This is a genomic window from Streptomyces sp. NBC_01276, assembly GCF_041435355.1.
Classification (GTDB): Bacteria; Actinomycetota; Actinomycetes; order Streptomycetales; family Streptomycetaceae; genus Streptomyces.
Window position 1 is genome coordinate 2575115 of the sequence record NZ_CP108442.1, and the last position, 22652, is coordinate 2597766.

The 22652-nt window shown below is 74.3% G+C and carries 14 protein-coding genes and 1 pseudogene; 7 read left to right on the top strand and 8 right to left on the bottom strand.

The genetic code is table 11. The features are described from left to right. The first annotated feature begins 137 nt into the window (after nucleotides 1–137). From OG295_RS10840 to OG295_RS10855, 4 genes are all read left to right on the top strand, one after another. Nucleotides 138–671: a hypothetical protein gene (locus OG295_RS10840; RefSeq protein ID WP_371676689.1), complete on the top strand. Its 534-nt coding sequence runs from the start codon at nucleotides 138–140 to the stop codon at nucleotides 669–671. A gap of 179 nt (nucleotides 672–850) precedes the next feature. Next, nucleotides 851–1591, top strand: coding sequence for a response regulator transcription factor (locus OG295_RS10845; RefSeq protein ID WP_030225711.1), 741 nt, complete (start codon nucleotides 851–853; stop codon nucleotides 1589–1591). Further along, nucleotides 1588–2667: an ATP-binding protein gene (locus tag OG295_RS10850; RefSeq protein ID WP_371676690.1), complete on the top strand. Its 1080-nt coding sequence runs from the start codon at nucleotides 1588–1590 to the stop codon at nucleotides 2665–2667. Before OG295_RS10845 ends, OG295_RS10850 begins: the two co-directional genes overlap by 4 nt. A gap of 258 nt (nucleotides 2668–2925) precedes the next feature. Then, nucleotides 2926–6888, top strand: a complete 3963-nt coding sequence (locus OG295_RS10855; RefSeq protein ID WP_371676691.1) for a multifunctional oxoglutarate decarboxylase/oxoglutarate dehydrogenase thiamine pyrophosphate-binding subunit/dihydrolipoyllysine-residue succinyltransferase subunit — start codon at nucleotides 2926–2928, stop codon at nucleotides 6886–6888. 119 nt (nucleotides 6889–7007) lie between these two features. Here the strand turns inward: OG295_RS10855 and OG295_RS10860 are convergent, their stop codons facing one another. After that, nucleotides 7008–7208, bottom strand: a complete 201-nt coding sequence (locus OG295_RS10860) for a hypothetical protein (RefSeq protein WP_371676692.1) — start codon at nucleotides 7206–7208, stop codon at nucleotides 7008–7010. Nucleotides 7209–7877: 669 nt separating this feature from the next. Between OG295_RS10860 and OG295_RS10865 the strand changes: the two are divergent. The 3 genes and pseudogenes from OG295_RS10865 to OG295_RS10875 form a co-directional block, all read left to right on the top strand. Further along, a pseudogene (locus OG295_RS10865) lies at nucleotides 7878–8117 on the top strand (hypothetical protein); the annotation flags it as partial. 192 nt (nucleotides 8118–8309) lie between these two features. Further along, nucleotides 8310–9038, top strand: a complete 729-nt coding sequence (locus tag OG295_RS10870; protein ID WP_371676693.1) for a hypothetical protein — start codon at nucleotides 8310–8312, stop codon at nucleotides 9036–9038. Nucleotides 9039–9109: 71 nt separating this feature from the next. After that, the gene (locus tag OG295_RS10875; protein ID WP_371676694.1) at nucleotides 9110–9484 is read left to right on the top strand and encodes a hypothetical protein; all 375 of its coding nucleotides are present in this window, start codon (nucleotides 9110–9112) and stop codon (nucleotides 9482–9484) included. 110 nt (nucleotides 9485–9594) lie between these two features. On the opposite strand, the gene fxsT is transcribed toward OG295_RS10875, so the two are convergent. From fxsT to OG295_RS10910, 7 genes are all read right to left on the bottom strand, one after another. Beyond that, nucleotides 9595–12597 (bottom strand): FxSxx-COOH system tetratricopeptide repeat protein, encoded by a 3003-nt coding sequence (gene fxsT / locus OG295_RS10880; RefSeq protein ID WP_371676695.1) that lies wholly within the window; start codon nucleotides 12595–12597, stop codon nucleotides 9595–9597. Nucleotides 12598–12710: 113 nt separating this feature from the next. Continuing rightward, the gene (locus tag OG295_RS10885; protein WP_371676696.1) at nucleotides 12711–14375 is read right to left on the bottom strand and encodes an HEXXH motif-containing putative peptide modification protein; all 1665 of its coding nucleotides are present in this window, start codon (nucleotides 14373–14375) and stop codon (nucleotides 12711–12713) included. Next, on the bottom strand, nucleotides 14372–15637 hold the full coding sequence (locus OG295_RS10890; protein ID WP_371676697.1) for an FxsB family cyclophane-forming radical SAM/SPASM peptide maturase: 1266 nt from the start codon (nucleotides 15635–15637) through the stop codon (nucleotides 14372–14374). Before OG295_RS10890 ends, OG295_RS10885 begins: the two co-directional genes overlap by 4 nt. Nucleotides 15638–15758: 121 nt before the next feature. Then, nucleotides 15759–15953, bottom strand: coding sequence for an FxSxx-COOH cyclophane-containing RiPP peptide (gene fxsA, locus OG295_RS10895; RefSeq protein WP_371676698.1), 195 nt, complete (start codon nucleotides 15951–15953; stop codon nucleotides 15759–15761). A 74-nt stretch (nucleotides 15954–16027) separates the two neighbouring features. After that, nucleotides 16028–19417, bottom strand: coding sequence for an SAV_2336 N-terminal domain-related protein (locus tag OG295_RS10900; protein ID WP_371676699.1), 3390 nt, complete (start codon nucleotides 19415–19417; stop codon nucleotides 16028–16030). A gap of 6 nt (nucleotides 19418–19423) precedes the next feature. After that, nucleotides 19424–20449, bottom strand: coding sequence for an AAA family ATPase (locus OG295_RS10905; RefSeq protein WP_371676700.1), 1026 nt, complete (start codon nucleotides 20447–20449; stop codon nucleotides 19424–19426). A gap of 85 nt (nucleotides 20450–20534) precedes the next feature. Then, the gene (locus tag OG295_RS10910) at nucleotides 20535–22643 is read right to left on the bottom strand and encodes a trypsin-like peptidase domain-containing protein (RefSeq protein WP_371676701.1); all 2109 of its coding nucleotides are present in this window, start codon (nucleotides 22641–22643) and stop codon (nucleotides 20535–20537) included. Between the last annotated feature and the right edge of the window lie 9 nt (nucleotides 22644–22652).

Here is a 22652-nt window from a genome sequence, read left to right on the forward strand (position 1 = left end):
AGGCCGAGGAGGACGGCGAGCAGCGGGGGCAGCAGGCGCCGGGCGGCGATGAGGCGGATGACGGCCTCCGGGGGTGCGTTCCGTGGTGGGATGGAAGTCCATGGTCGGGGTTCGGACGGGGTACCCGGGAGGCGGGTGTGCGAACGGTGCGAGCAGAGCGGACGGCACGGACGGCGGCGGGGGCGCTGCTGGTGGCGGTGGTACTCGTCGGCTGCGGGGCGGGCGGCGCGGACTCCCACGGGCCGGGCGGGCCCCCGGGCGGGGCGACGGCCGGCGCCACGGCGGGGGTCCCCGCCTCCCCCGGCCGCCCGGCCCCGTCGGCGTCCCCGAGCCGGGATCCCGCCGCCGAGCGGCTGGTCACCGTCACCCGTAGCGGCGGGTTCGCCGGCCGGACGGTCGTCCTCACCGTCCGGGGCGACGGCTCGTGGACCCGGACGGCGGGCACCGCGCGGCCGGAGGCCGGGCAGCTGCCCCCGTCCGGTCTGGAGGCGCTGCGCACCGCGCTGCGCGCCGCGGACCTGCCGCACCTGCCGCCCGACGCGAAGGCGGACCCGCCGGTCTACGACGGGTTCGAATACCGGTTCGTGTTCGAGGGGGCCACGGTGAGCGCCGACCAGGGCTCGCTGACGCCCGGACTGGAGAAGGTCCTGGAGGCCCTGCCGGGCTTCTAGGGGGTGTCTGCACGGGCCCACCGGGCCGCCGGCCCTTTCCGGCCACCGCGCCGCGCGTTGTCCGGCAACACGGTGTGCTGGCCGTTCACCCGTCCGTTCGCTGTCCGAACCGCACATAGCCGCAGGCCGGTGCCTCCTCTACGCTGCACCCCATCACGCGGGATCTTCAGGGGCGGGACATGGAACAGACACACACCACCCACAACGGCGCCGCGGCCACCCCGGGCGCCCAGCGGCGCGTGCTCGTGGTCGAGGACGACCGCACCATCGCCGACGCCATCGCGGCCCGGCTGCGGGCCGAGGGCTTCCAGGTGCAGACGGCCTACGACGGGCCGGCGGCCGTGGCGGCCTCCGAGAGCTGGCTGCCGGAGCTGCTGGTGCTGGACGTCATGCTGCCGGGCTTCGACGGGCTGGAGGTGTGCCGCCGGGTCCAGGCGCAGCGGCCCGTGCCGGTGCTGATGCTCACCGCCCGGGACGACGAGACCGACATGCTGGTCGGGCTCGGGGTCGGGGCGGACGACTACATGACGAAGCCGTTCTCCATGCGGGAGCTGGCCGCGCGGGTCCACGTACTGCTGCGCCGGGTGGAGCGGGCCACGCTGGCCGCGACCGCCCCGCGCGGGGCCACGCTGCGCCTGGGCGACCTGGAGATCGACCACGCGCAGCGGCGGGTCCGCGTGCAGGCGGAGGACGTGCACCTGACGCCGACCGAGTTCGACCTGCTGGTGTGCCTGGCGGGGACGCCCCGCGCGGTGCTCTCGCGGGAGCAGCTGCTCGCGGAGGTCTGGGACTGGGCGGACGCCTCGGGCACCCGCACGGTCGACAGCCACATCAAGGCGCTGCGCCGGAAGATCGGCGCGGAGCGGATCCGGACGGTCCACGGCGTCGGGTACGCCCTGGAGACCCCGGCGCAGGCGTGAGCGACCGGCCCCCGGGACCGGGGTTGCGGCCCTACTCGCCGTTCTCGATCAAGACGAAGCTGGGCACGCTCGTCGTGGTGTCGGTGTTCATCACCACGGGTCTGCTGATGGTGGCGCTGCGCACCGCCACGGAGGTCCGGTTCATCACGGTCTTCTCGGTGATCGCCTCGATGCTGATCACCCAGTTCGTGGCGCACAGCCTGACGGCGCCGCTGGACGACATGACGACGGTGGCCCGTGCCATCTCCCACGGGGACTACACGCGCCGGGTGCGGGGCGCCGGACGCCGCGACGAGCTGGGCGATCTGGCCGCGACGATCAACCTGATGGCCGATGACCTGGAGGCCGTGGACAGGCACCGTAGAGAACTGGTCGCGAACGTCTCGCACGAGCTCCGCACGCCGATCGCGGCGCTGCGGGCGGTGCTGGAGAACGTCGTGGACGGGGTCTCGGAGGCCGATCCGGAGACGATGCGCACGGCCCTGAAGCAAACGGAACGGCTCGGCCGGCTGGTGGAGACCCTGCTGGACCTGTCCCGCGTGGACAACGGGGTGGTGCCGCTGAAGGCGCGCCGTTTCGAGGTGTGGCCGTACCTGTCGGGGGTGCTGAAGGAGTCGGGTCTGGCGGCCGCGGGGCGGCCGGGGCTGTTGTCCGGTTCGGGCGGGCACACCCGCAACGACGTGCACCTTCACCTGGACGTGTTCCCGCCGGAGCTGACGGCGCACGCCGATGCGGAGCGGCTGCACCAGGTGGTGGCGAACCTGATCGACAACGCGGTCAAGCACAGTCCGCCGCACGGCCGGGTGACGGTCCGCGCCCGGGCCGGCGACGCGCCCGGGAGTCTGGCCCTGGAGGTCGTCGACGAGGGTCCCGGAATTCCGGAGGCGGAGCGGCACCGGGTCTTCGAGCGGTTCAACCGGGGCGCGGCGCGCGGCGGGGACGGGGGCACCGGACTGGGTCTGGCGATCGCCCGCTGGGCCGTCGGCCTGCACGGCGGGCACATCGGCGTGGCCGAATCGTCACGGGGTTGCCGAATCCTTGTCACTCTTCCGGGCAGCTCACCGGCATCGTCTTGACGTAGGGTTCTGGTGGGAAGGACATGATCTCGGCCACACGTGCCCGGGGTCGTCAGGGGTGCGAAGCCATGGGGGCCGCAACCTGGGTGCCCCCTACCCGAACCACGCTTGTTTCCCGCCATTCCACGTGATGAAACCCGCCGTTCGATGTGACCTGCGCGACGGAAGTCCCGCCCGGCCTGCAAGGCACCGTCCGGGAGGCGTAGCCTTTATTCCCGCTGTCCATACCTTGTGAAGCGGAAGAGGGCGGTTGCCGCCGTGTCGCCACAGTCCCCCAGTAACCCGAGCACCACGACCGAAGCAGCAGAGGGCGGGAAGACCCCTGCCTCAGGCTTCGGCGCGAATGAGTGGCTCGTCGACGAGATCTATCAGCAGTACCTCCAGGACCCGAACTCGGTCGACCGGGCCTGGTGGGACTTCTTCGCCGACTACAAGCCGGGGGGCACTGCCGCTCCGGTGAAGGCGGACGGTCCCGGGAAGTCCACGACGACGGATGGCGCCTCCGCACAGGCCGCCACCTCCGCCGCAGCCCCTCAGGCCCCTGTCGCCGCCGCCACGGGGGCGGCGCGCGCCGTGCCCCCCGTCGCCGGCAACGGCTCCGCCGGGGCAGCCGCGGCCGCCCCGGCCGCTCCGCCTGTGTCAGCTCCTGCCCCTGCTCCTGCCACCCCCTCTGGTGCCCCTGCTGTGACTGTCACCTCCCAGGCCCCGGCCGCCGCACCGGCCGCGCCCGCCCCTCAGGCTCCGGCTCAGGCCGCCGCCCCCGTAGCCCCCGCTGCGAGCAGCGGCTCCACCGGAGCGGCTGTCGCCGCGCCCGCAGCCAAGGCCGCGCCCGCCACCGAGGCCCCCTCCGGCCCCGAACTGGTGACGCTCCGCGGCCCGGCCGCTGCCGTGGCCAAGAACATGAACGCCTCCCTCGACGTGCCGACGGCCACCTCCGTCCGCGCCGTCCCGGTGAAGCTGCTGTTCGACAACCGCATCGTCATCAACAACCACCTCAAGCGCGCCCGCGGTGGGAAGATCTCCTTCACCCACCTCATCGGCTACGCGATGGTTCAGGCGATCAAGGCCATGCCCGCCATGAACCACTCCTTCGCGGAGAAGGACGGCAAGCCGACCCTGGTCAAGCCGGAGCACGTGAACTTCGGCCTCGCGATCGACCTGGTGAAGCCGAACGGCGACCGCCAGCTCGTCGTCGCCGGCATCAAGAAGGCCGAGACCCTCAACTTCTTCGAGTTCTGGCAGGCCTACGAGGACATCGTCCGCCGCGCCCGCGTCGGCAAGCTGACGATGGACGACTTCACCGGCGTCACCGTCTCGCTGACCAACCCCGGCGGTCTGGGCACCGTGCACTCCGTGCCCCGCCTGATGCCCGGACAGTCGGTCATCATGGGCGTCGGCTCCATGGACTACCCCGCCGAGTTCCAGGGCACCTCGCAGGACACCCTGAACAAGCTGGGCATCTCCAAGGTCATGACCCTGACCTCGACCTACGACCACCGGGTCATCCAGGGCGCGGCCTCCGGCGAGTTCCTGCGCATCGTCGCGAACCTGCTGCTCGGCGAGGACGGCTTCTACGACGCCGTCTTCGAGGCCCTGCGCATCCCGTACGAGCCGGTCCGCTGGAACCGCGACATCGACGCCTCCCACGACGACGACGTCACGAAGGCCGCCCGCGTCTTCGAGCTGATCCACTCCTACCGGGTCCGCGGCCACGTCATGGCCGACACCGACCCGCTGGAGTACAAGCAGCGCAAGCACCCCGACCTCGACATCACCGAGCACGGCCTCACCCTGTGGGACCTGGAGCGCGAGTTCGCGGTCGGCGGCTTCTCCGGCAAGTCGATGATGAAGCTCCGCGACATCCTCGGCGTGCTGCGCGACTCGTACTGCCGCACCACCGGCGTCGAGTTCATGCACATCCAGGACCCGAAGCAGCGCCGCTGGATCCAGGACCGCATCGAGCGTCCGCACTCCAAGCCGGAGCGCGAGGAGCAGCTGCGCATCCTGCGCCGCCTGAACGCCGCCGAGGCCTTCGAGACCTTCCTGCAGACGAAGTACGTCGGCCAGAAGCGCTTCTCCCTGGAGGGCGGCGAGTCCGTCATCCCGCTGCTCGACGCGGTCATCGACTCCGCGGCCGAGGCCCGCCTGGAAGAGGTCGTCATCGGCATGGCCCACCGCGGCCGCCTGAACGTCCTCGCCAACATCGTCGGCAAGTCGTACGCGCAGATCTTCCGCGAGTTCGAGGGCAACCTCGACCCGAAGTCGATGCACGGCTCCGGCGACGTCAAGTACCACCTGGGCGCCGAGGGCACCTTCACGGGCCTGGACGGCGAGCAGATCAAGGTCTCGCTCGTCGCGAACCCGTCCCACCTGGAGGCCGTCGACCCGGTCCTGGAGGGCGTGGCCCGCGCGAAGCAGGACGTCATCAACAAGGGCGGCACCGACTTCACGGTGCTCCCGCTCGCCCTGCACGGCGACGCGGCCTTCGCCGGCCAGGGTGTGGTCGCCGAGACGCTGAACATGTCGCAGCTGCGCGGCTACCGCACCGGCGGCACCGTGCACGTGGTCATCAACAACCAGGTCGGCTTCACCGCCGCCCCGGAGTCCTCGCGTTCCTCGATGTACGCGACCGACGTGGCCCGCATGATCGAGGCGCCGATCTTCCACGTGAACGGTGACGACCCGGAGGCCGTGGTCCGCGTCGCGCGGCTCGCCTTCGAGTTCCGCCAGGCGTTCAACAAGGACGTGGTCATCGACCTCATCTGCTACCGCCGCCGCGGCCACAACGAGTCCGACAACCCGGCGTTCACCCAGCCGCTGATGTACGACCTGATCGACAAGAAGCGCTCGGTGCGCAAGCTGTACACCGAGTCCCTCATCGGTCGCGGCGACATCACCCTGGAAGAGGCCGAGCAGGCGCTCCAGGACTTCCAGGGCCAGCTGGAGAAGGTCTTCGCGGAGGTCCGCGAGGCCGCCACGCAGCCCCCCGTCAGCGTGCCGGCCCCGGCGCAGGCCGCGGCCCAGTTCCCGGTGACCGTGAACACCGCGATCTCCCAGGACGTCGTCAAGCGGATCGCCGAGTCCCAGGTCAACATCCCCGAGAACGTCACCGTCCACCCGCGTCTGCTGCCGCAGCTGCAGCGCCGCGCGGCGATGATCGACGACGGCACCATCGACTGGGGCATGGGCGAGACCCTGGCCTTCGGTTCGCTGCTGATGGAGGGCACCCCGGTCCGGCTGTCCGGCCAGGACTCCCGCCGCGGCACCTTCGGCCAGCGTCACGCGGTCCTCATCGACCGGGAGACCGGCGAGGACTACACGCCGATGCTGTACCTCTCGGACGACCAGGCCCGCTTCAACGTCTACGACTCGCTGCTCTCCGAGTACGCGGCCATGGGCTTCGAGTACGGCTACTCGCTGGCCCGCCCGGACGCGCTGGTGCTGTGGGAGGCGCAGTTCGGTGACTTCGTCAACGGCGCGCAGACCGTCGTCGACGAGTTCATCTCCTCGGCCGAGCAGAAGTGGGGCCAGACCTCCGGCGTCACGCTGCTGCTGCCGCACGGCTACGAGGGCCAGGGCCCGGACCACTCGTCCGCGCGTCCCGAGCGCTTCCTCCAGATGTGCGCGCAGGACAACATGACGGTCGCGATGCCGACCCTGCCGTCGAACTACTTCCACCTGCTGCGCTGGCAGGTCCACAACCCGCACCACAAGCCGCTCATCGTCTTCACCCCGAAGTCGATGCTGCGTCTGAAGGCGGCGGCGTCGAAGGCGGAGGAGTTCACGACCGGTTCGTTCCGTCCGGTCATCGGCGACTCGACCGTGGACCCGAACGCGGTCCGCAAGGTCGTCTTCTGCGCGGGCAAGGTCTACTACGACCTGGAGGCCGAGCGGGAGAAGCGCGGCATCACCGACACGGCGATCATCCGCATCGAGCGGCTGTACCCGCTGGCCGGCGCGGAACTCCAGGCGGAGATCGCCAAGTTCCCGAACGCGGCGAAGTACATCTGGGCCCAGGAGGAGCCGGCGAACCAGGGTGCGTGGCCGTTCATCGCGCTGAACCTGATCGACCACCTCGACCTGGCCGTCGGCGCCGACATCCCGGCCGGCGAGCGCCTGCGCCGCGTCTCGCGTCCGCACGGCTCGTCCCCGGCGGTGGGCTCCGCGAAGCGCCACCAGGCGGAGCAGCAGCTCCTGCTGAACGAGGTCTTCGAGGCGTAGTCGCCCCGCTGAACTGAACGAACGGAAGGCCCGGCCCCCAAGGGAGCCGGGCCTTCCGGCTGTTGGGCCCCTGCCGGTGGCGTCAATCAGGCTTCAGACATGGAACATGCCGCGCATGGTCAGTCGGCCGGCGGCTGGGCAGTGACCGTCTGACGGGCGCGGAGTTCGGGGTGGTGTCGCATGATCAGGACGTTCATGTCGCTGACGCGCGAGCGGTCACGGTCCACGTGGGCCTGGAAGCGGGCCAGGACGTGGGCGGCGCACTCGGCGCAGGTGTCCGGAGGGATCGGCAGCCGCGGGAACAGGTCGGCGGGCTCCACTACACGGCCTCGATGTTGGCCACGGCTGTGGAGATCTCCCGCCCGGACGTCCCCCGGATGTACGCCGGCCTCACCCAGCGCCCACGGGCCGGACGGGCAGTTGGCGGCGGGCCGCCTCCAAGCCTGCGTACGTCTCGCGGACGGTCTGGTGATATCGAGCCTGCTGCGGCGCGGCCTTCCTCGCCTTCAGCAGGTTCTGGAACGAGGCGTCGAGGTCGCCCGTCCACATCTGCGCTCGGGCCAGCGCGGCAAGGTCGTAGTAGCCGAGTTTGCTGGCGACGTCGTAAGAGGTGCGGTACAGGCTGGCCAGCAGCAGCCACCGTTCCCGGCCGGGTAGCGCGTGGGTTGCGGTGGTGGCCTCTTGGATGAGACCGGGGAGCCTGGCGGATCGGCCGGATCGAGGTGCGGACTGGCCGGAATGACGCCCTGTTCGGTCTTGGTGTAGGTGCTGTACGGGACCTGGGAGAGGTCCGATACCGCCTGCTGGGTGAGGTGGCGTTCGAGGCGCAGGCGCTTCATGCGCGCACCGGTGTGGTCGTTCGATAGAGAGTGCGTGCTGGCTCCCGTTCGGACTCGACACCTGAACGGTACCGGCACACGACGAAGTCCCCGTCCCGGTCCATGGGCCGGGTTTGGGGCAGGGGCCAGTTGACAGGAGAGGAGCGCAGGGTGGGGACGGCCCTCAAAGGCATGAGCCGCATACGGTGGCACGAACTGACCCATGCCTATGGATCCGCACGGGACGTGCCGGGCCGACTCTCACGGGTGGCGTGGGGTGACGCCCGAACGAGCCTCGACGCGTTGAGTGACCTGGGCCTGTGGCTCGGCGAGCTGGCGGTCTTCGACGCGACCGTCGCGGCGGTTCCGTTCCTGTGGGAGCTCGCCACGGCCGACTCGCCCCGAAGTCGGCGCCCTCACAGCCGGGCGCCCCGGGGCGGCCGATGATCTTACCGAATCCTGACGCACCGTCTCGGAGCGCCCACAAGTCCCCCGCCGCCTCTAGCGTGTTCGTACATCCCCGAAGGCGACCGGCCGGCGCGAGCCGCACCCGATGCCGGTTCGACTTCGAGGAAGCCCGAAATTTCACGAGAAGGCGGAAAAATGACGGTCGAGACGCTTCCCCTCTGCGCTTACCCGGAGTGCACCAACCACCCCGAAGCGCCGACGCCCGGCAACCCCGAGCCCAGGTACTGCGCTCACCCCGACCACAACGCGCTGGGCGCGTTCCGCGCGTTCCGGGCCAGGCGGCAGCAGCGCAAGGACGAGAAGCGCCAGGCGGCCGAGGCCAAGAAGGCGGCCAGGACGGCGTCCGCCGCGGACGCCGGTCCCGTCGAGGGGACGACGGAGTCCGCGCCGGAAGCCGCCGCGGAAGCCGTGATGCCGGGCGTGGACGGCTCCGGCGCTCGCGCCGACCTCGTGGCGCTCATCTCCCGGCTGTCCGTGGAACTGCCGGGCTACATCGAGGAACTGGCCATCATCACGGACTCGGCCGCCGCCGAGGAGCGCATCCGGACCGTGACCCGGGCAGCGGCCCAGCGGACCCTGGGTGCCGAACAGCGCACCACGCTGGCGGAGGAGGCCGCGGACCTGGCCATCGCCCAACTGGACGTGGCGAAGCACCGGTTCGAGGAGGAGGCGGACACGATCCGCCAGGAGGCCGCGCAGCAGGTGGCGGACGTGGCGTTCGTACGGGCCGAGCTGGAGCGCTACCGCGAGCGGGTCGCCCAGCTGGAGGAGCGGCTCGACACGGTACGCGAGGAGGCGGACGCGGCGCGCCGGGAGCGCAGCGAGCTCGCACGGCAGGCCGAACAGCACCGGTGCGGGGTCTGACGACCGCCCCCGAACCGCCAGGACAGTCCACTCACATTTCGCAGCACCGAATTACCACAACGGGAGGAAACGTGTCTCGAACCGTCAAGCGGAGCACCAGGCTGGCAACGGTCGCCGGGATGGTGGCGGCCGTCAGCGCGGGAATGATCGTGACCGCACCCGCGAGCCAGGCGGCACCGGTCGCGGCCTTCCGCCTCAGCAACTTCTCGGCGACCATCGCGAACATCTGCGTCCACACGGACGTCGCGACGAAGTGCTCGGGAAACATAGCGGCGGGAAAGAGCGAGGTCTACAAGGTGGAGTACAGGGGGCCGCGCAACTGGTACTGCACTTCGACCGCGAAAGGGCTGACCGGCACCGCCAGCACTCCTTACTTCAGCCGGGACGACGTCAAGGAATGCGCGGAGGTCGGCAACATCTTCGGAGCCAGCATCATGCTCAAGTGACCGCCACCGGGGGCTCCGAAGGCTGAGGGTCCCGCCGCCGCCCGGTCCCGTGGCCGGTGCCACGACGAGACCGGGCGGCGGACGCACCGCGGGCGTACCGCGTCCGCCGCCTACGGCTGGGGCTCGAAGTCCCAGTAGGGGCGGGTCTGCTGGCGGGCCGAGACCGTGTGGACGTGCTGGGGGCCGAGGGTGCGGGTGAGGGCCTTGATGCCCGCCTCCTCGTGCTTGGAGGCCTCCGTGTCCTCCCGTACCGAGCGCAGGTCCGCGGCGAGGGCGATCTGGGCGCTGAGCGCCATCGGGTGGTCGGGGCCGAGGATGCGTTCGGCCCCGCGCAGGGTCTCGCGGCTGAGGTCGAGCGCGTCCTCCAGGCGGCCGGTGATGTTGCGGTGCCCGGTGGTGTTCAGGGCGCAGCCCAGGGTCCAGGGGTGGCGGTCGCCGAGCGCGCCCCGCATTCCGACCAGGGCCTGTTCGGCGAGGTTGAGGGCCTCCGCGCGTTCGCCCTGGGCGCGCAGTACGAGGGCGAGGTTGCCGACGGTGCCGATGCTGTACGGGTGGGCGAGGCCGAGCTGGGACTGGTAGCCGCGGACGACCTCCTCGGAGATCCGGCGTGCCTCCTCGATGTCCCCGTACTCGCGCAGGTAGGTGGCGTAGTCGGAGGCGACCATCAGCGTCCAGGGGAACTCGGCCCCGAACACCCGGGTGGAGCGTTCCAGGACGCCGCGCAGCCGGGCGCCGGCGCCGGGGATGTCACCGGAGCGGCGCAGGCACATGCCGAGGTTGTGCTCGGCGCGCAGGGTCTGCGGGTGGTTGACACCGAGGACCTGGGTGTTGAGCTTGAGGCCCTGTTCCTGGCGGGCGAGGGCCTCGCGGTAGCGGCCCATCAGGCGCAGGCCCATCGCGCAGCCGATGCCGGAGGAGAGGGTGGCGATGTGGCGTACCCGCAGGACCCGTTCGCGGCGGCGCAGGGTGTCCAGGTCGGTGTCGTAGGCCTCCTGGTAGCGGCCGAGCAGGCGCAGGACGACGGCGACGTTGTTCTGGGCGTTGAGGGTGGTGGAGTCGTCCTCGCCGAGGAGTTCGCGGTAGGTGGTGAAGGCGTGTTCCAGCAGGGTCCGGGCCTGGTCGAACTTGGCGGTGCCGAGCAGGACCCCGGCGTAGGTGCTGGTGGCGCGCAGGGTCTCCAGGTCGCGGTCGCCGCGTTCGGTGACGAGCCGGTCGGCGACCGAGCGGGCGAGGGTCTCGGCCTGGCGGAAGCGGCCGAGCATGCGCAGGGCGCCGCCGTAGTGGTAGCTGAGTTCGCGGACCTGGTCGTGGTCGTCGCCGAGCATGGCCCGCCAGACGCCGTCGGTCTGTTCCGACAGGCGCAGGCAGGTGCGGTACTCGCCGGCCAGGATCAGGTAGCGCAGACAGTGCAGCAGGAAGGTCTGGATGCGGGGGTTACTGCTGGTCAGGACGCCGGCGGAGTCGAGGTGCGGGATGAGTTCGGCGTAGCGGGGCCAGAGCCGGGAGTCGGTGGGGCGGCCGGGGTCGGCGGCGGCGAGGACCTGGCGGACGGCGCGGGAGAGCTGGTCGGCCTCGTCCTCGGCGAGGTTCTCGCGGACGATGTTGTGGACCATGCGGTGCAGTTGGACGGTCTCCAGGCCACCGCCCTCCTCCACGGAGAGGTCGGAGTACTCCAGGCGGACGACGGAGAACTGGACGAGCTTGTTGAGGGCCGCGTTCCAGCGGATCTGGTCGTTGATCAGGCCGGCGAGGTGTTCGGGCACGTCGTCTGCGGGGAACTCGCGCAGCAGCCGCAGCGGGACCCTGCCGGGGGCGAAGAAGACGAACAGCCGCAGGAGGGCGAGGGCGTCGGGGAAGTTCTCCCGGACGTTGTTGAGGAGTATGGCCAGCGCGGTCGGGAAGGGCAGCGGGTAGTCGTCGGAGAGGGTGACGGCCTCGTGGGAGTCGAGCCTGCGCTGGAGGAGGGTCAGGTACTCGCCCACGCCGATCGGCGAGTCGGCGAGCCAGCCGGCGGTCTGGTCGAGGGCGAGGGGGTAGTCCTCCAGCGCCTCGGCGAGCTGATCGGCCTCCTCGCCGGTGAGGCGGCGGGCCCGGCGGCGGATGAAGGTGATGGACTCGGGGCGGGCGTAGAGGGGGACCTCGACGAGGCTGGTGTGGCGGGCGGCCCATTCGCGGTTGCGCGAGGTGATGATCACGTCGCCGGCGCCGGAGGGCAGCAGGTCGGTGAGGTCGTCGGGGTTGTCGCAGCCGTCGAAGACCAGCAGCCAGCGGTGGAACGGCGCCCCGCGCCGCAGCACCTCCAGTACGGCCCGGATCTGCTCGCCGTAGCTGCCGGCTCCGCGCGGCAGGCCGAGGGCGGGGGCCAGGTCGGCGAGGCGTTCGCGCAGGGTGGGGCGGTCCTCGGCGGGCACCCACCACACGACGTCGTACTCGGAGGCGAAGCGGTAGGCGTACTCGGTGGCGACCTGGGTCTTGCCCACGCCGGACAGCCCGAGCAGGGTCACGGTGGACGCGCCGGGCGGGGCCTCGGTGAGGGCTTCGCGGAGCCGGCCGATGACATCGTTGCGGCCGGTGAAGCGCGGGTTGCGGCGCGGGACCCGGCCCCAGATCTCGGGCGGGTCGTTGGGGAAGCGGGGCCCGCGGCGGCCGCTCTCGGTGCCGATCCGGTCGGTCGGCAGCTCCAGGCGGCGCAGCACCCGGTACTCGGCCTCGTAGGAGTCCAGGCCCCACAGGTCGGTCTTCTCCAGCGCGGCCACGGCGCTGGGCAGCGGGGCGTCGGTGAGGCAGACGGCGGCGAACCGGTCCGGGTGGGCCTCGGTGACGGCGCGCAGGGCGGTGTTCCACTCCTCGTCGGTGTGGGTGCCGGCGGAGAAGTAGCGCTCGCTGAGGACGAGGAGGACCTTGCCTCCCGCCCGGGAGAGGTCGTCCAGGGCCTCGGTGAGGCCGGGGCTGGTCTGGGGGTCCCAGCGCTGGAGCGCGACGCGGTGGCCGTGCTCCTCCAGGCGGTGGGCGATCCACACCGCCCAGGGGCGGTTGAAGCCCGCGAAGCTGATGACGAAGCGCTGCGGCTGGGCGGCTCCGTCGCGGTCGAGTCGCGTACCGGTACCGGTCATGCGGCCGTCTCCCTGGGGTCCGGGCGGTGGACGGGACGTGAGGCGGTGCGGGGGGCGGTGCGGGGGTTTTGCGGGGGCTGTGCGGGCTTGAAAGGTACCGCAGCCCGGGGCCCTCAGACCTGTACGAATGCCGCGAGTTCGGGGTGGGCCTCGCACCAGCCGCGTCGCTCCCGCTCCAGCGCGCGCCGGGCGGTCGCGTGCTGGTCCCCGGGGGGCGGCAGTTCGTCCATGGTCCGCTCGGCGGCCGCCATCCCGTCCACGAACTCCCGTCCGGTGACCGTCAGTTGCGGCTGCGCCCGCAGTACGGGGAGGACGGCGGCGACCTGTGCGCGCACCCGGGCGTGCTGGGCCCAGGCGCCCCGGGCCCCGTACAGCGCGGCCCGCTGCCAGTACCCGGCCAGCGCCAGGTGGGCGTACGCCCCGTGCAGCAGCCCCTCCAGCGGCCTCGGGTCGCTGCGCCAGGGGGCCCAGAGCCGGGGCGTGCGGTCGGCGGTGTGCAGGGTGAGGACGTCGGCGAGGGCGGCCAGCTTGCCGTGCTGCACCTCGTGGACCAGGGTCGCCGCCAGCGCGGGCGGGGCCTGGGCGCGGGCCAGGACGGACCCGGCGGCCGCGGGCAGGGTGGCACCGCTGGAACGGGCGCCGCCCGCGAGGGGGACCACGGAGCGCAGCAGTCGGCCGATCTCGTCCGCGCGGGTGGAGTCGTAGCGCTCCAGCAGGGTGAGGGCGCCGGACCACTGGGTGTCCCAGCGCTTGTGGCCCTTGGGGGTGAGCCGCCGGGCAGGGCGTACGGGTGCCGGGTGCGCGGCGGCCGGGGCGCGGTAGGGGTCGAGGTCGTCGAGGGCGGTCCGGCCGCCGGGCAGGGCGTGCAGCGGGAGGGTGGCGCAGGAGTCCCAGGAGCGTTCGGTGAGGGCGAGCGGGCCGGGCCGGTCGGGGCGCAGCAGCCCGAGCGTGGGCAGTGCGAGCCGGCCGCCGACGGGCCGCAGGGTGGCCTTGAAGCCGATCCCGGCGCGCAGCGCGGCGGCGACGGCGAGCGCACCGAGGTGGGCGAGGTCGGGCGGGGGTCCCTGGGGCGCGTGCAGGCGGCGCAGGGTCTCCTCGGCCCAGACGCCGGTGGCGGGGTAGTGCAGGACGTCGCGCACGGCCTCGGGGTCCTGCCGTTCGGCCTCCTCCAGGAGCGCCCAGCGCTCGGCGGCCTCCGCGCCGGGCGCGGCGTCGAGGACGGCGCGCAGCAGCAGGAGCCGCTTGGAGCGGCGCACGTCGCGCACCAGGCGGGTGCCCTCGGCCGAGGGCTCGGTGGAGGCCAGGGCGCGCAGCGTGTGGGAGCTGACGGTGAAGCGCGCGAGCTCGCCGGCCGGCTCCGCGCCGCCTCCGCCGGCCCCCGGGGCCACGTCCTGGTCCCGGCGCTCCCCCCGGGCCCGGTCCCGGTCCTGACCCCCGAGGCCGCCCTGGGTCCGGCCCCGATCCCGGCCGTGGACCCCCGCCTGTACGGGCACCAGCCCGCGGGGCGGCTCCCGGCCGGGCGGATCCTGGGCCTGCTTCGGGGTCGTAGTCCGGTCCGGGGTCGGGGCCCGGTCCTCGGGGAGGGTGCCGTTCGGAGGGGTCCGGGAAGCCGTTCTGGCCCGGGAACGGGCGTCGGTATCGGTTCCGGTTCCGGTTCCGGGCTCGGCTTCGGCTTCGGCTTCGGCTTCGGCTTCGGCTTCGGCTTCGGCTTCGGCTTCGGCTTCGGCTTCGGCTTCGGCTTCGGCTTCGGCTTCGGCCGCTTCCGTGTGGTGGGTCATGAGGCGGCCCGTCCCGTCGTCGCGGCCAGGTGCAGGGCCCCGGCGATGTGCCGGATGACGGCCTGGAGGTCGGCGCAGTACACGGACGGCTGGCGGAAGCCCTCCCCCGCACGGTAGCGGTGCGGGTAGTGGCCGCCTCCGCACACCTCGACGAGTTCGCAGGAGCGGCAGCCGGGTGCGAGGGCCTCCCGGCCCAACTGGCGGGCGGCGAAGCCGGGGTGGTCGAGCAGCTGGTCGAAGCTGTGGGTGTCGACGGTCATACCGGTGGCGGCGGCCCCTTCGTACGCGGACTTCAGCGAGTCGGCCTGCTCGATGGCGCCGTCGGTCTCGACGACGGCGGTGGCGGCCGGGGCCAGGCCGAGCGTCTCGGTGGCGGTGGGCAGGCCCAGCAGCAGCGCGATGACCTCCTCGAAGATCCGGATCCGGGTCCGCCGCACCCCGTCGTGCCACCAGCGGTCGAAGACGGCCAGCAGCCAGTCGCCGTACGGGGTCCCGGGCCCGGGACGGCCCGGTGGCGGGGTGCTCCAGTTGGCCAGCGGCAGCAGCAGGCCGATGGCGGGCGGCGCGAAGTCGAGCAGGGACTCGTACGTCTCCACCGGGTCCTGCGCCAGGTCCACCACGCACAGCACCCCGGCATAGCCCTCGGGGTGCCGTGCGAGCAGCCGGAGCCCGCGCGCGGCGGCGCCGAAGCCGGGCCGCCCCCCGTGGTCCACGCGGCGGGTGTTGTGCGCGGGCAGTCCTCCGTCGAGGCTGACGCCGACCCGGATCCCGGCGGCGGCCAGGGCGGTGATCCGGCCCCGGGTCAGGAGGGTGCCGTTGGTCTGCACGCTCGCGGTGACGCGGGTGCGGGGCGCGTGCCGGGCCACGGCCGCCCGTACCGCGTCGACGGGAGCGGCGAGGGCGGCGGGCGCCGCCAGGAGGGGCTCTCCGCCGTGCAGGACGAGGTCGACGCGGGGCAGGTCGTGGGCGGCGGCGTGCTCGGCGATCCGTTCGGCGGCGCGCAGGGCGGTGGCCCGGGTCATGACGGCGGGGCGGGTGCGCCAGCTCTGGTCGGCCATCTCGTAGACGTAGCAGTAGGTGCACGCGAGGTTGCAGCGGCTGTGGGTCTTGAGGACGAACTGCCGGATCGGCTGCGGACGGTGGCCGGCGGCGCGCAGGGCCGGCACGTCGAGGCGGGCGTACGGCCAGGGGGCGTGGCGCACGTGCCGGTCGAGGGCCCGGTGCGCGGGCAGCACGGGACCGCTCGTGATCGCTTGGCTCATCCGCCTGCACCTCCCTCCCCCAGCCAATGCCGGGGGGACCCCCAGGACGGTCCATCCCTGCCCCTCGGACGGGCCCGGCTAACGGCGGAAAGTGGTCAACCCGCATCGGCGTGACGCGCGGTCAGGCGACTCCGGAGTCGAAGGCGTTGAGGATCTCGGCGGGGTGGGTGACCCGTTCGACCATGCTCTCGATGACCTCGGCGAGCACGGGATGGTCGATCCCGCGCAGCGCGGCCAGGTCGAGCCCGGAGAGGTCCGGGAGCCGCCCGGGACACGGGCGGGCCGGTGCTGCCGCTTCCTGACGTCCGGTCACCATCGGCTGTCCGTCCCCCTGTCGTCCCGCTCTTCCGGTCCACTGCCTCTTCCCGCCGCCCGGCGGGGGGAAACGGTTCACAGGCCCTCCTCCAGGGCGCGGATCCGTGCCGTGAGCGCCTCGGCGGACCGCGGCGCCCCCGCCGGTGCGGCCCCCGCTGCTCCGGCCGCCGCCGCCTCGCACTCCACCGTTTCCGCTTCGGGCGCCTCGGCCCGCGAGGGGTCGAGGCGCCGGCGCAGTTCCAGGGCGGCCCGGTAGGCGTCGAGTGCGGCCCGCGGGCGGGCGAGGCGTTCCAGTACCTCGCCGCGCTGCTCCTGGACGCGGGCCGCCAGCCGGAGCGCGGTGTCCTGCCGTTCGTCCTGGCCGGCCTCCAGTGCGGCGCGCCAGGCCCGGCGGTAGGAGTCCGCGGCCCGGTCGAGGCGGTCGACGGTGCGGGTGTGGGCGTGGATCTCCTGCTGGACGTCGCCGTGGTCGCGCCAGGCGCGCGCCCGTTCCAGGGGGCGGTGGCCCTGCCGGACGGCGAGTTCCAGCAGGTACTCCGCTTCCCGGAGGTCGACCAGGTCCCCCTCGTAGGCGTGCCGCAGCCGCAGGCCGGTGGCCAGCCGCCGCAGCCGGTGGGCGGCTCCCGGGTCGGACTGGGGCACCGCCGAGCGGCTCTCGCGCAGCACCCGTACGGCGGTGGAGGCGAAGCGGCGCCCGTCCGCGGCGCGCGTCCGCTCCAGGAGTACGTCGCCCCACTCGGGCAGCAGCTCCGCGAAGGCCTCCCCGTCCCGGGAGATCAGCCCGCGGGCGCGCCCGTACGCCTCCGAGGCCCCGTCCAGGGCCGCCGGATCCGCGTCACGGGCGTACCGGGCCCGGTGCACCCGGGCCAGGCACAGCAGGGCGGCGAGCCGCGCGTCGGGCTCGGCGGCGGCCTCGCCCAGGGCGCGGGCCAGCTGCCCGGCCGCCTCCTCCAGCCGGGCGGGCAGGTACCGCAGGGCCTCGGCCAGCTCCACCCGGACGTGGGCGGTGCGCGCGGCGGGAGTCTCGGCCGGGGGCCCTTCCCCGGTGCCGTTGTCCGGAGCGGAGGCGGTTGCGGTGGCGGTTGCGGTGGCTGCGGCCGTGGCGGCGTCCTGCTCGGCGACCAGCGCGGTGAGGCCCCGTGACAGGTGTGCGGCGGCCTGCTCGGCCAGGGCGGCGCGCTCCGCGGGGTCCGGGGTGCGGGGCAGCAGGGCCAGCAGGACGCGCCCGAGGGCCAGGGCGGGTTGCGGGCCCGTGGCGGGGGCGGCGTCCGGGCCGGTCAGGGCCTCCAGCACGGACCGGGCCTCGTACAGCGGGCCCGGGTCCTCGCGCAGCGCGCCCAGCCGGATCAGGGTCTGCGCCCGCCGCACGGCGCAGTCCCGGCGCAGGTCGGGGCCGGCGGCGGCGCCCGCCGCCGCGAACTCCCGGTCCGCGGCGGCCAGCAGCTCCGGGTCGGGCCCGGCCACCAGGGCCCGCTCGTACAGCACCCGGCCCCGGGCCGCCCGGGCGGGCGGCGAGCCCAGCCCGGTCACCGCCCGCTCGGCCTCGTCGAGGAGCTCGGGGTCCCGCTGGACGGCCCACAGCCGCAGCAGTGCCCCCGCCAGCTCGGTCTCCGCCTCCTCCGGCGGGTCCTGTGGCCCGGCCGGGGCCGCCACGGCCCGCCGCAGCAGGGCGGCGGCCTCGTACAGGGCCCGGGCGTCGCCGTCCGCGAGGCGGTCCCGGGCGGCCCGGAGCCCGGGGGCCCGGCCGGCGGGGGCGGGTGGGGCGGGCTCGGGCGGGGGGGCGTCCGGGTCGTCTTCGGGGGGACCGGGCAGGTAGCGGCGTACGACCTTGGCCGAGACGTGCGCGAAGGCCTGCGGGAGCCGCCCGGCGGGCACCCGGCCGGGGTCGTCCGCGGGGCCGTCCGGCGGGACGCCGGTGAGCTGGGAGACGGCGAGCGCGGGGAAGTCGCGCACCCCGCGGCCGAAGTGCGCCCGTACGTACTCGGAGCAGTGCTTGAGCACCAGGGCGGCCTCGTCGCGTCCCAGCGGCCCCAGCAGCACGTCCTGTACTCCGGGGACGAACTCGTACCAGTTCCCCGGGGGTTCGCCGCTGCGCCGCAGCAGCCCGCCCAGCAGCACCTCGGCCAGGTCGGAGGGTTCCGAGTCCGGCAGCATCGTGCGCTGGACCAGACGCATCACGGGCAGCGTCAACGGCGCCGCCGCCAGGTACACGGCGAGCTGTACGGCGCCGGGCGCGGCGGAGGCGCGGAAGCGGCTCACCAGCTCGCGGGGCGGCCGGGCGGTGCGGGGCAGCGGGACGGGGGCGGCGGGGTGCCGGGCGAGGACCCGGCCGACCTCGGCGGGCACCGGGCCCGTGCCGAGTCCGGCGACGAGCCGGGCCCAGGCGCCGAGGGCGGCGGCGTGCGGCGGCAGCACGGGTACGGTGAGCCCGCCCGTGGGCCGTCCGGGCCGCGGCGGCCGGTCCGGGCGGAACCTCAGCTTCAGCCCGCCGCCGACGGCTCCGCCACCGCCCTCGGCGTGCTCCAGCACCCCGCGCTCGGTCGGCAGCCAGCTGCGGTTCCACAGCCGCTGCGGCAGGGGCTGCACGATCACGCAGGGCGTGCACTCGGCCCAGCGGTGGAGCAGCCGCTGGGCCTCGCCCTCCCGCCACACCGGGCCGGTGCAGTCGGAGACGACCATGGTCAGTGCCCGCCCGGTGGGGTCGCGCAGCTGGTCGCCCGAGCGCAGGGCGGCGGCGGGCGAGGGGCCGCGTCCGACGGCGGCCGTACCGTCCGCGAGCCGGTGCAGGTAGTGCGCCTGGACGTCCCGGAAGGCACCCAGCCGCTCGCAGACCGACCGGAGTTCCTCGAACATCTCCTGCCAGACCGCCATGGAGGGGGAGGCGTCCATCACCAGCCTGACGGTCGCCTCGCGCCGGGTCTCCGGCCGGAGCACCGGGATGACCAGGCCCGGGGCGCGGGCGCTGGCCTCGGCGGTGGCGGCCTCGTCGAGGACCGTACGGACGGGCAGGCCGGGGGGCCGGTGGCGCTGGAGGGCGCGCAGGGCCCGCTGGACGTCGAGGATGCGGGGCAGCGCGGCGGCGCCGGGCACCCGGACCGGTACCCCGCCCCCGAGCGGGATCTCGGCATCCGGATCGCCCTCGGCGCCGTGCCGCGGCCCGGCGGCGTAGAGCCTGACCGGATCCTCGGTCTCCGGTTCTTCCCGGCGCGGTGGCGCGGGCGGCGGCTCCCCCGGGTCCTCCCGGCCCTGCCGGTCCGGATCCGCCCGGACCGGATCCGGCCCGGCGGGGACGGGCCGGGCACGGGTGCGGGTCCGCCCGGCCAGCCAGAGGGCGTCGGCCAGTTCCCCGGCGGACGGATCGAGCCCGGCGGCCCGCAGCAGCCCGGCCAGGGCGCGGATGTCGGGCTCCAAGGGCTCCAAGGACTCCAAGGGCTCCACGGGCCCCTGGTCAGCGGAGGCGGCCACGGGCCCTCACCTCGGACGGTCGAGGCGCTGGATGAGCAGGTCCGCGAGGTCCTCCCGGGTGGGCGGGGCGGCGTAGTGCGTCAGGTAGATGGCGTTGAGCAGCTGGTCGGCGGCGACGAGCTCGGAGCGCGAGCGGCTGAGGAACTCCCGGATAAGGTCGGCGCCCAGCCGGGCTGCGTCCTCCCCCAGGTGCGCCCGGACCATGGTGGCCAGCCGCTTCTCCCCGGGCTGCCCCAGCTTGAGCTGGATGCACCGGCGCAGCAGCGCCGCCGGGAAGTCCCGTTCGCCGTTGCTGGTCAGGATGATGAACGGGAAGGCCCGGCAGCGCACCCGCCCGTCCCGGACGGTCACCCTCGCCCCGTCGTCGGTGAGCACCCGCACCTCCGGCTCGGAGTCGGCGACCCGTTCCAGTTCCGGAAGGGTGAACTCGCCTTCCTCCAGTACGTTCAGGAGGTCGTTCGGCAGGTCGATGTCGCTCTTGTCGAGCTCGTCGATCAGCAGGACGCGCGGCCGCTCGGTGGGCAGCAGCGCCGTCCCCAGCGGCCCCAGCCGGATGTACTTCCCGATCCCCCCGGCCCCGGCCCCGGCCCCCGCCCCGCCGCCGCCCGCGCCGGCGGCGATCTGCACGTCCTGAAGCCGGGCCAGCGCGTCGTAGCGGTACAGCCCCTCCTGGAGCACGGTCCGCGACACCACGGGCCAGCGCAGCACCCGGCCTAGCCCCAGCTCGTGGGCGACGGCGTGCGCGAGGGTGGACTTCCCGGTGCCGGGGTAGCCGGTGACCAGCAGCGGCCTGCGCAGGTAGAGCGCCGCGTTGACGGCCTCCAGTTCCTCCGGCTCGGGCCGGTGCAGTTCGGCGGCCTGCCGGTGGGCGCCGAGGCGGCGCGCCACGTTGTCGTCGGCGGTGGCGGCCGCCCCGCCGGGCGGTTCGACGGGGCCGCCGTCGAAGTCCCGCCACGGCGGCGGATCGGGCAGCGCCCCGATCCCGTCGTGGGGTTCGCCCACGCCCCGGTAGATGAGCCATTCGTCGTTCACGGCCGTCCCCTCCCACGCAACGCGACTCGCCCGCACCGGCTCCCGCTCCGCCGGCGCCCCTCCCGCCGGCCGGAGGCCCGCCGGCTCACAGATCCCCCTGCAACGGCTCGTCCTCGGGCAGGGCCCGCGCCGGGTCCTCCCATACGAGGGCCAGCCCGGCCGCCCAGTAGGCGTCGGGATCCGCCCCGTACGCCCGCCCGCGCAGCGCCTGGACGCGCAGCGGCAGCACCGCGCCCCGGCCCGCCTCGGCCAGTTCCTCCCGGACGCCCCGGTGGTAGGGCGCGCAGGACGCCCCGGGGTCGGCCGGGGGCCGCCGGAGCACCACCACCCCGTAGCCCGCGTCCCGCAGCACGTGCAGCGCGCCCAGGGCCGGTTCGGCGCCCGGTGCCCGGCAGAGCACCGGCACGGTGTTGTCGGCCAGCCCCGCCGGCCATTCCGGCGAGGGGCTGCGGGGTCGCCCCCGTACGCAGTCGGCCCGCTGGTCCAGGAGCGGGCCGGTCTGCACGCGGGCCCAGCGCGGGCCGGCCGCCTCCCCGGCCTGTCCCGGGGGGAGGCGGAACACCACCGGCCGCTGCACGCCGACCGGCACCCCGCCGGACACCGTCCAGGTGTCCGCGGCGAGCCCGAACAGGTCGGGCGCCGCCGCCACTTCGAGGAGCGCGGCCGACTCGTGCGTGTCGCACCGGCGGAAGCCCTCGGCGAGCGGGGCCCGCAGTGCCTCCGGCAGCCCGGCGAGGGTCTCCCGCACGCCCGCGTCGACCGGGGTGACCCGGCCGGGGCGGGCCGGTCCGGCGAGCACCGAGACCCGCCAGTCGTAGACGTCCTCCCAGCCGTGCGCCCACACCTCCAGCAGCACCGAGGGTCCGGCGGGCAGTCCCCGGTCCCGCCGGACCGGTCCGTGCGCCGCCCGGCCCACGGCGGCGCGCCGGCGCCGCTCCCGCTCGGCGAGGCCGCGCTCGTGCCGCTCGGCGAGTTCGCGCCGCAGCGGGCGCCACAGCCGTTCCGCGGTGGCGCGGACCCAGTCCCACAGTTCCTCGTCGGCCCCCGGCGCCGGGGGTTCGCGGTGGTCGGCCGCGCTCACGTCGGTGGCGTACCGGAGCATCGCGGCGGCCTCCCCGCCCGCGCCCGGCGGGTCGTGGAGCAGCCCGAGCCCGTCGCGCCATGTGAGCGGGGCCGGCAGGGCGGTGTCGGGCTCCTCGCCGCGGGCCCGTTCGGCCAGCTCGCGTACGGCCTCCGAGGAGCCGGGCGGCGGCAGTTCGGCGAGCAGCCCGCACAGGGTGGTGCGTTCGCCGGGGGTGAGCCGGCCGCGCCCGCCGTACGGGTCCGCGTCCGCGGCGGCGAGCTCGTCGTGCACGTCGGTCCAGGTCCGGCGGCTGTCGAGGTCGCTGACGTGGCGGTCGTAGTGGTAGAGGTCGTGGGCCTGCATGACCCTGCGGTACAGGCCGGTCTGTCCGGTCGCGGCCATCGGCAGGGTGCGCAGCCGGTCGACGGACACGGCGAGCCCGCCCCCGCCGCCGTGCCGCCGGGCCTTGACCACGCCGATGACCTCTCCGCGCGCCAGGTCGACCACGGGCCCGCCGGACATGCCGGCCTCGATCTCGTCCTCGTCGCCGAGGCGGATCGCGGCGCCGCCCGCGGCGGTGCCCCGCAGCCGGGTGGTGCGGCCGGTGATCTCGCGGATGCCGAGTTCCTCGGTGCAGCCGAAGTACGCGGCCTCCTCCAGCCGGGGTCCGGCCCGGTCGGTCAGCCACACGCAGGCGTGGGAGATCGGCGAGAGCACCCGGACGAGCGCCAGGTCGGGCAGGTCCCACAGGGCGCGCCGGCCGGGCCGCCGTTCCTCCAGCCGTTCGGGCAGGACGCACTCCACGCGCCCGGTGACCGTCCCGATGCCCGCGTCGGCCCGCGGACCCGGGGCGCCGGACCCCGTTCCCGGACCCGGTCCGGAGGAGAAGCTGATGCCGACCTCACGCCCCGCCAGACGCACCGCAGCACCCCCTTCGCCGACCACGTGCGCACACGTCAGGACCCAGCCGGGGGCGATGAAGAAGCCGCTCCCCCACGTGGGTCCGGTCCAGTCGTTGCCGGGGTTCTCATACCCGCCCGGGGGCGCGTGGACGCGTACCGTGGCGGCCCGGACCAAGGGCTCCAGGAGCTCGAAGGCGCGTGCGGGGCCGGCCGTGCGCCCATCAGGCATCCCGTGACC

What these genes read in the sequence shown, in the direction of transcription:
- fxsA (WP_371676698.1), bottom strand. Translation starts at nt 15,953, where the DNA reads ATGGTGACCGGACGTCAGGAAGCGGCAGCACCGGCCCGCCCGTGTCCC.
- OG295_RS10910 (WP_371676701.1), bottom strand. Translation starts at nt 22,643, where the DNA reads ATGCCTGATGGGCGCACGGCCGGCCCCGCACGCGCCTTCGAGCTCCTG.
- fxsT (WP_371676695.1), bottom strand. Translation starts at nt 12,597, where the DNA reads ATGACCGGTACCGGTACGCGACTCGACCGCGACGGAGCCGCCCAGCCG.
- OG295_RS10870 (WP_371676693.1), top strand. Translation starts at nt 8,310, where the DNA reads ATGACGGTCGAGACGCTTCCCCTCTGCGCTTACCCGGAGTGCACCAAC.
- OG295_RS10890 (WP_371676697.1), bottom strand. Translation starts at nt 15,637, where the DNA reads ATGAGCCAAGCGATCACGAGCGGTCCCGTGCTGCCCGCGCACCGGGCC.
- OG295_RS10845 (WP_030225711.1), top strand. Translation starts at nt 851, where the DNA reads ATGGAACAGACACACACCACCCACAACGGCGCCGCGGCCACCCCGGGC.
- OG295_RS10885 (WP_371676696.1), bottom strand. Translation starts at nt 14,375, where the DNA reads ATGACCCACCACACGGAAGCGGCCGAAGCCGAAGCCGAAGCCGAAGCC.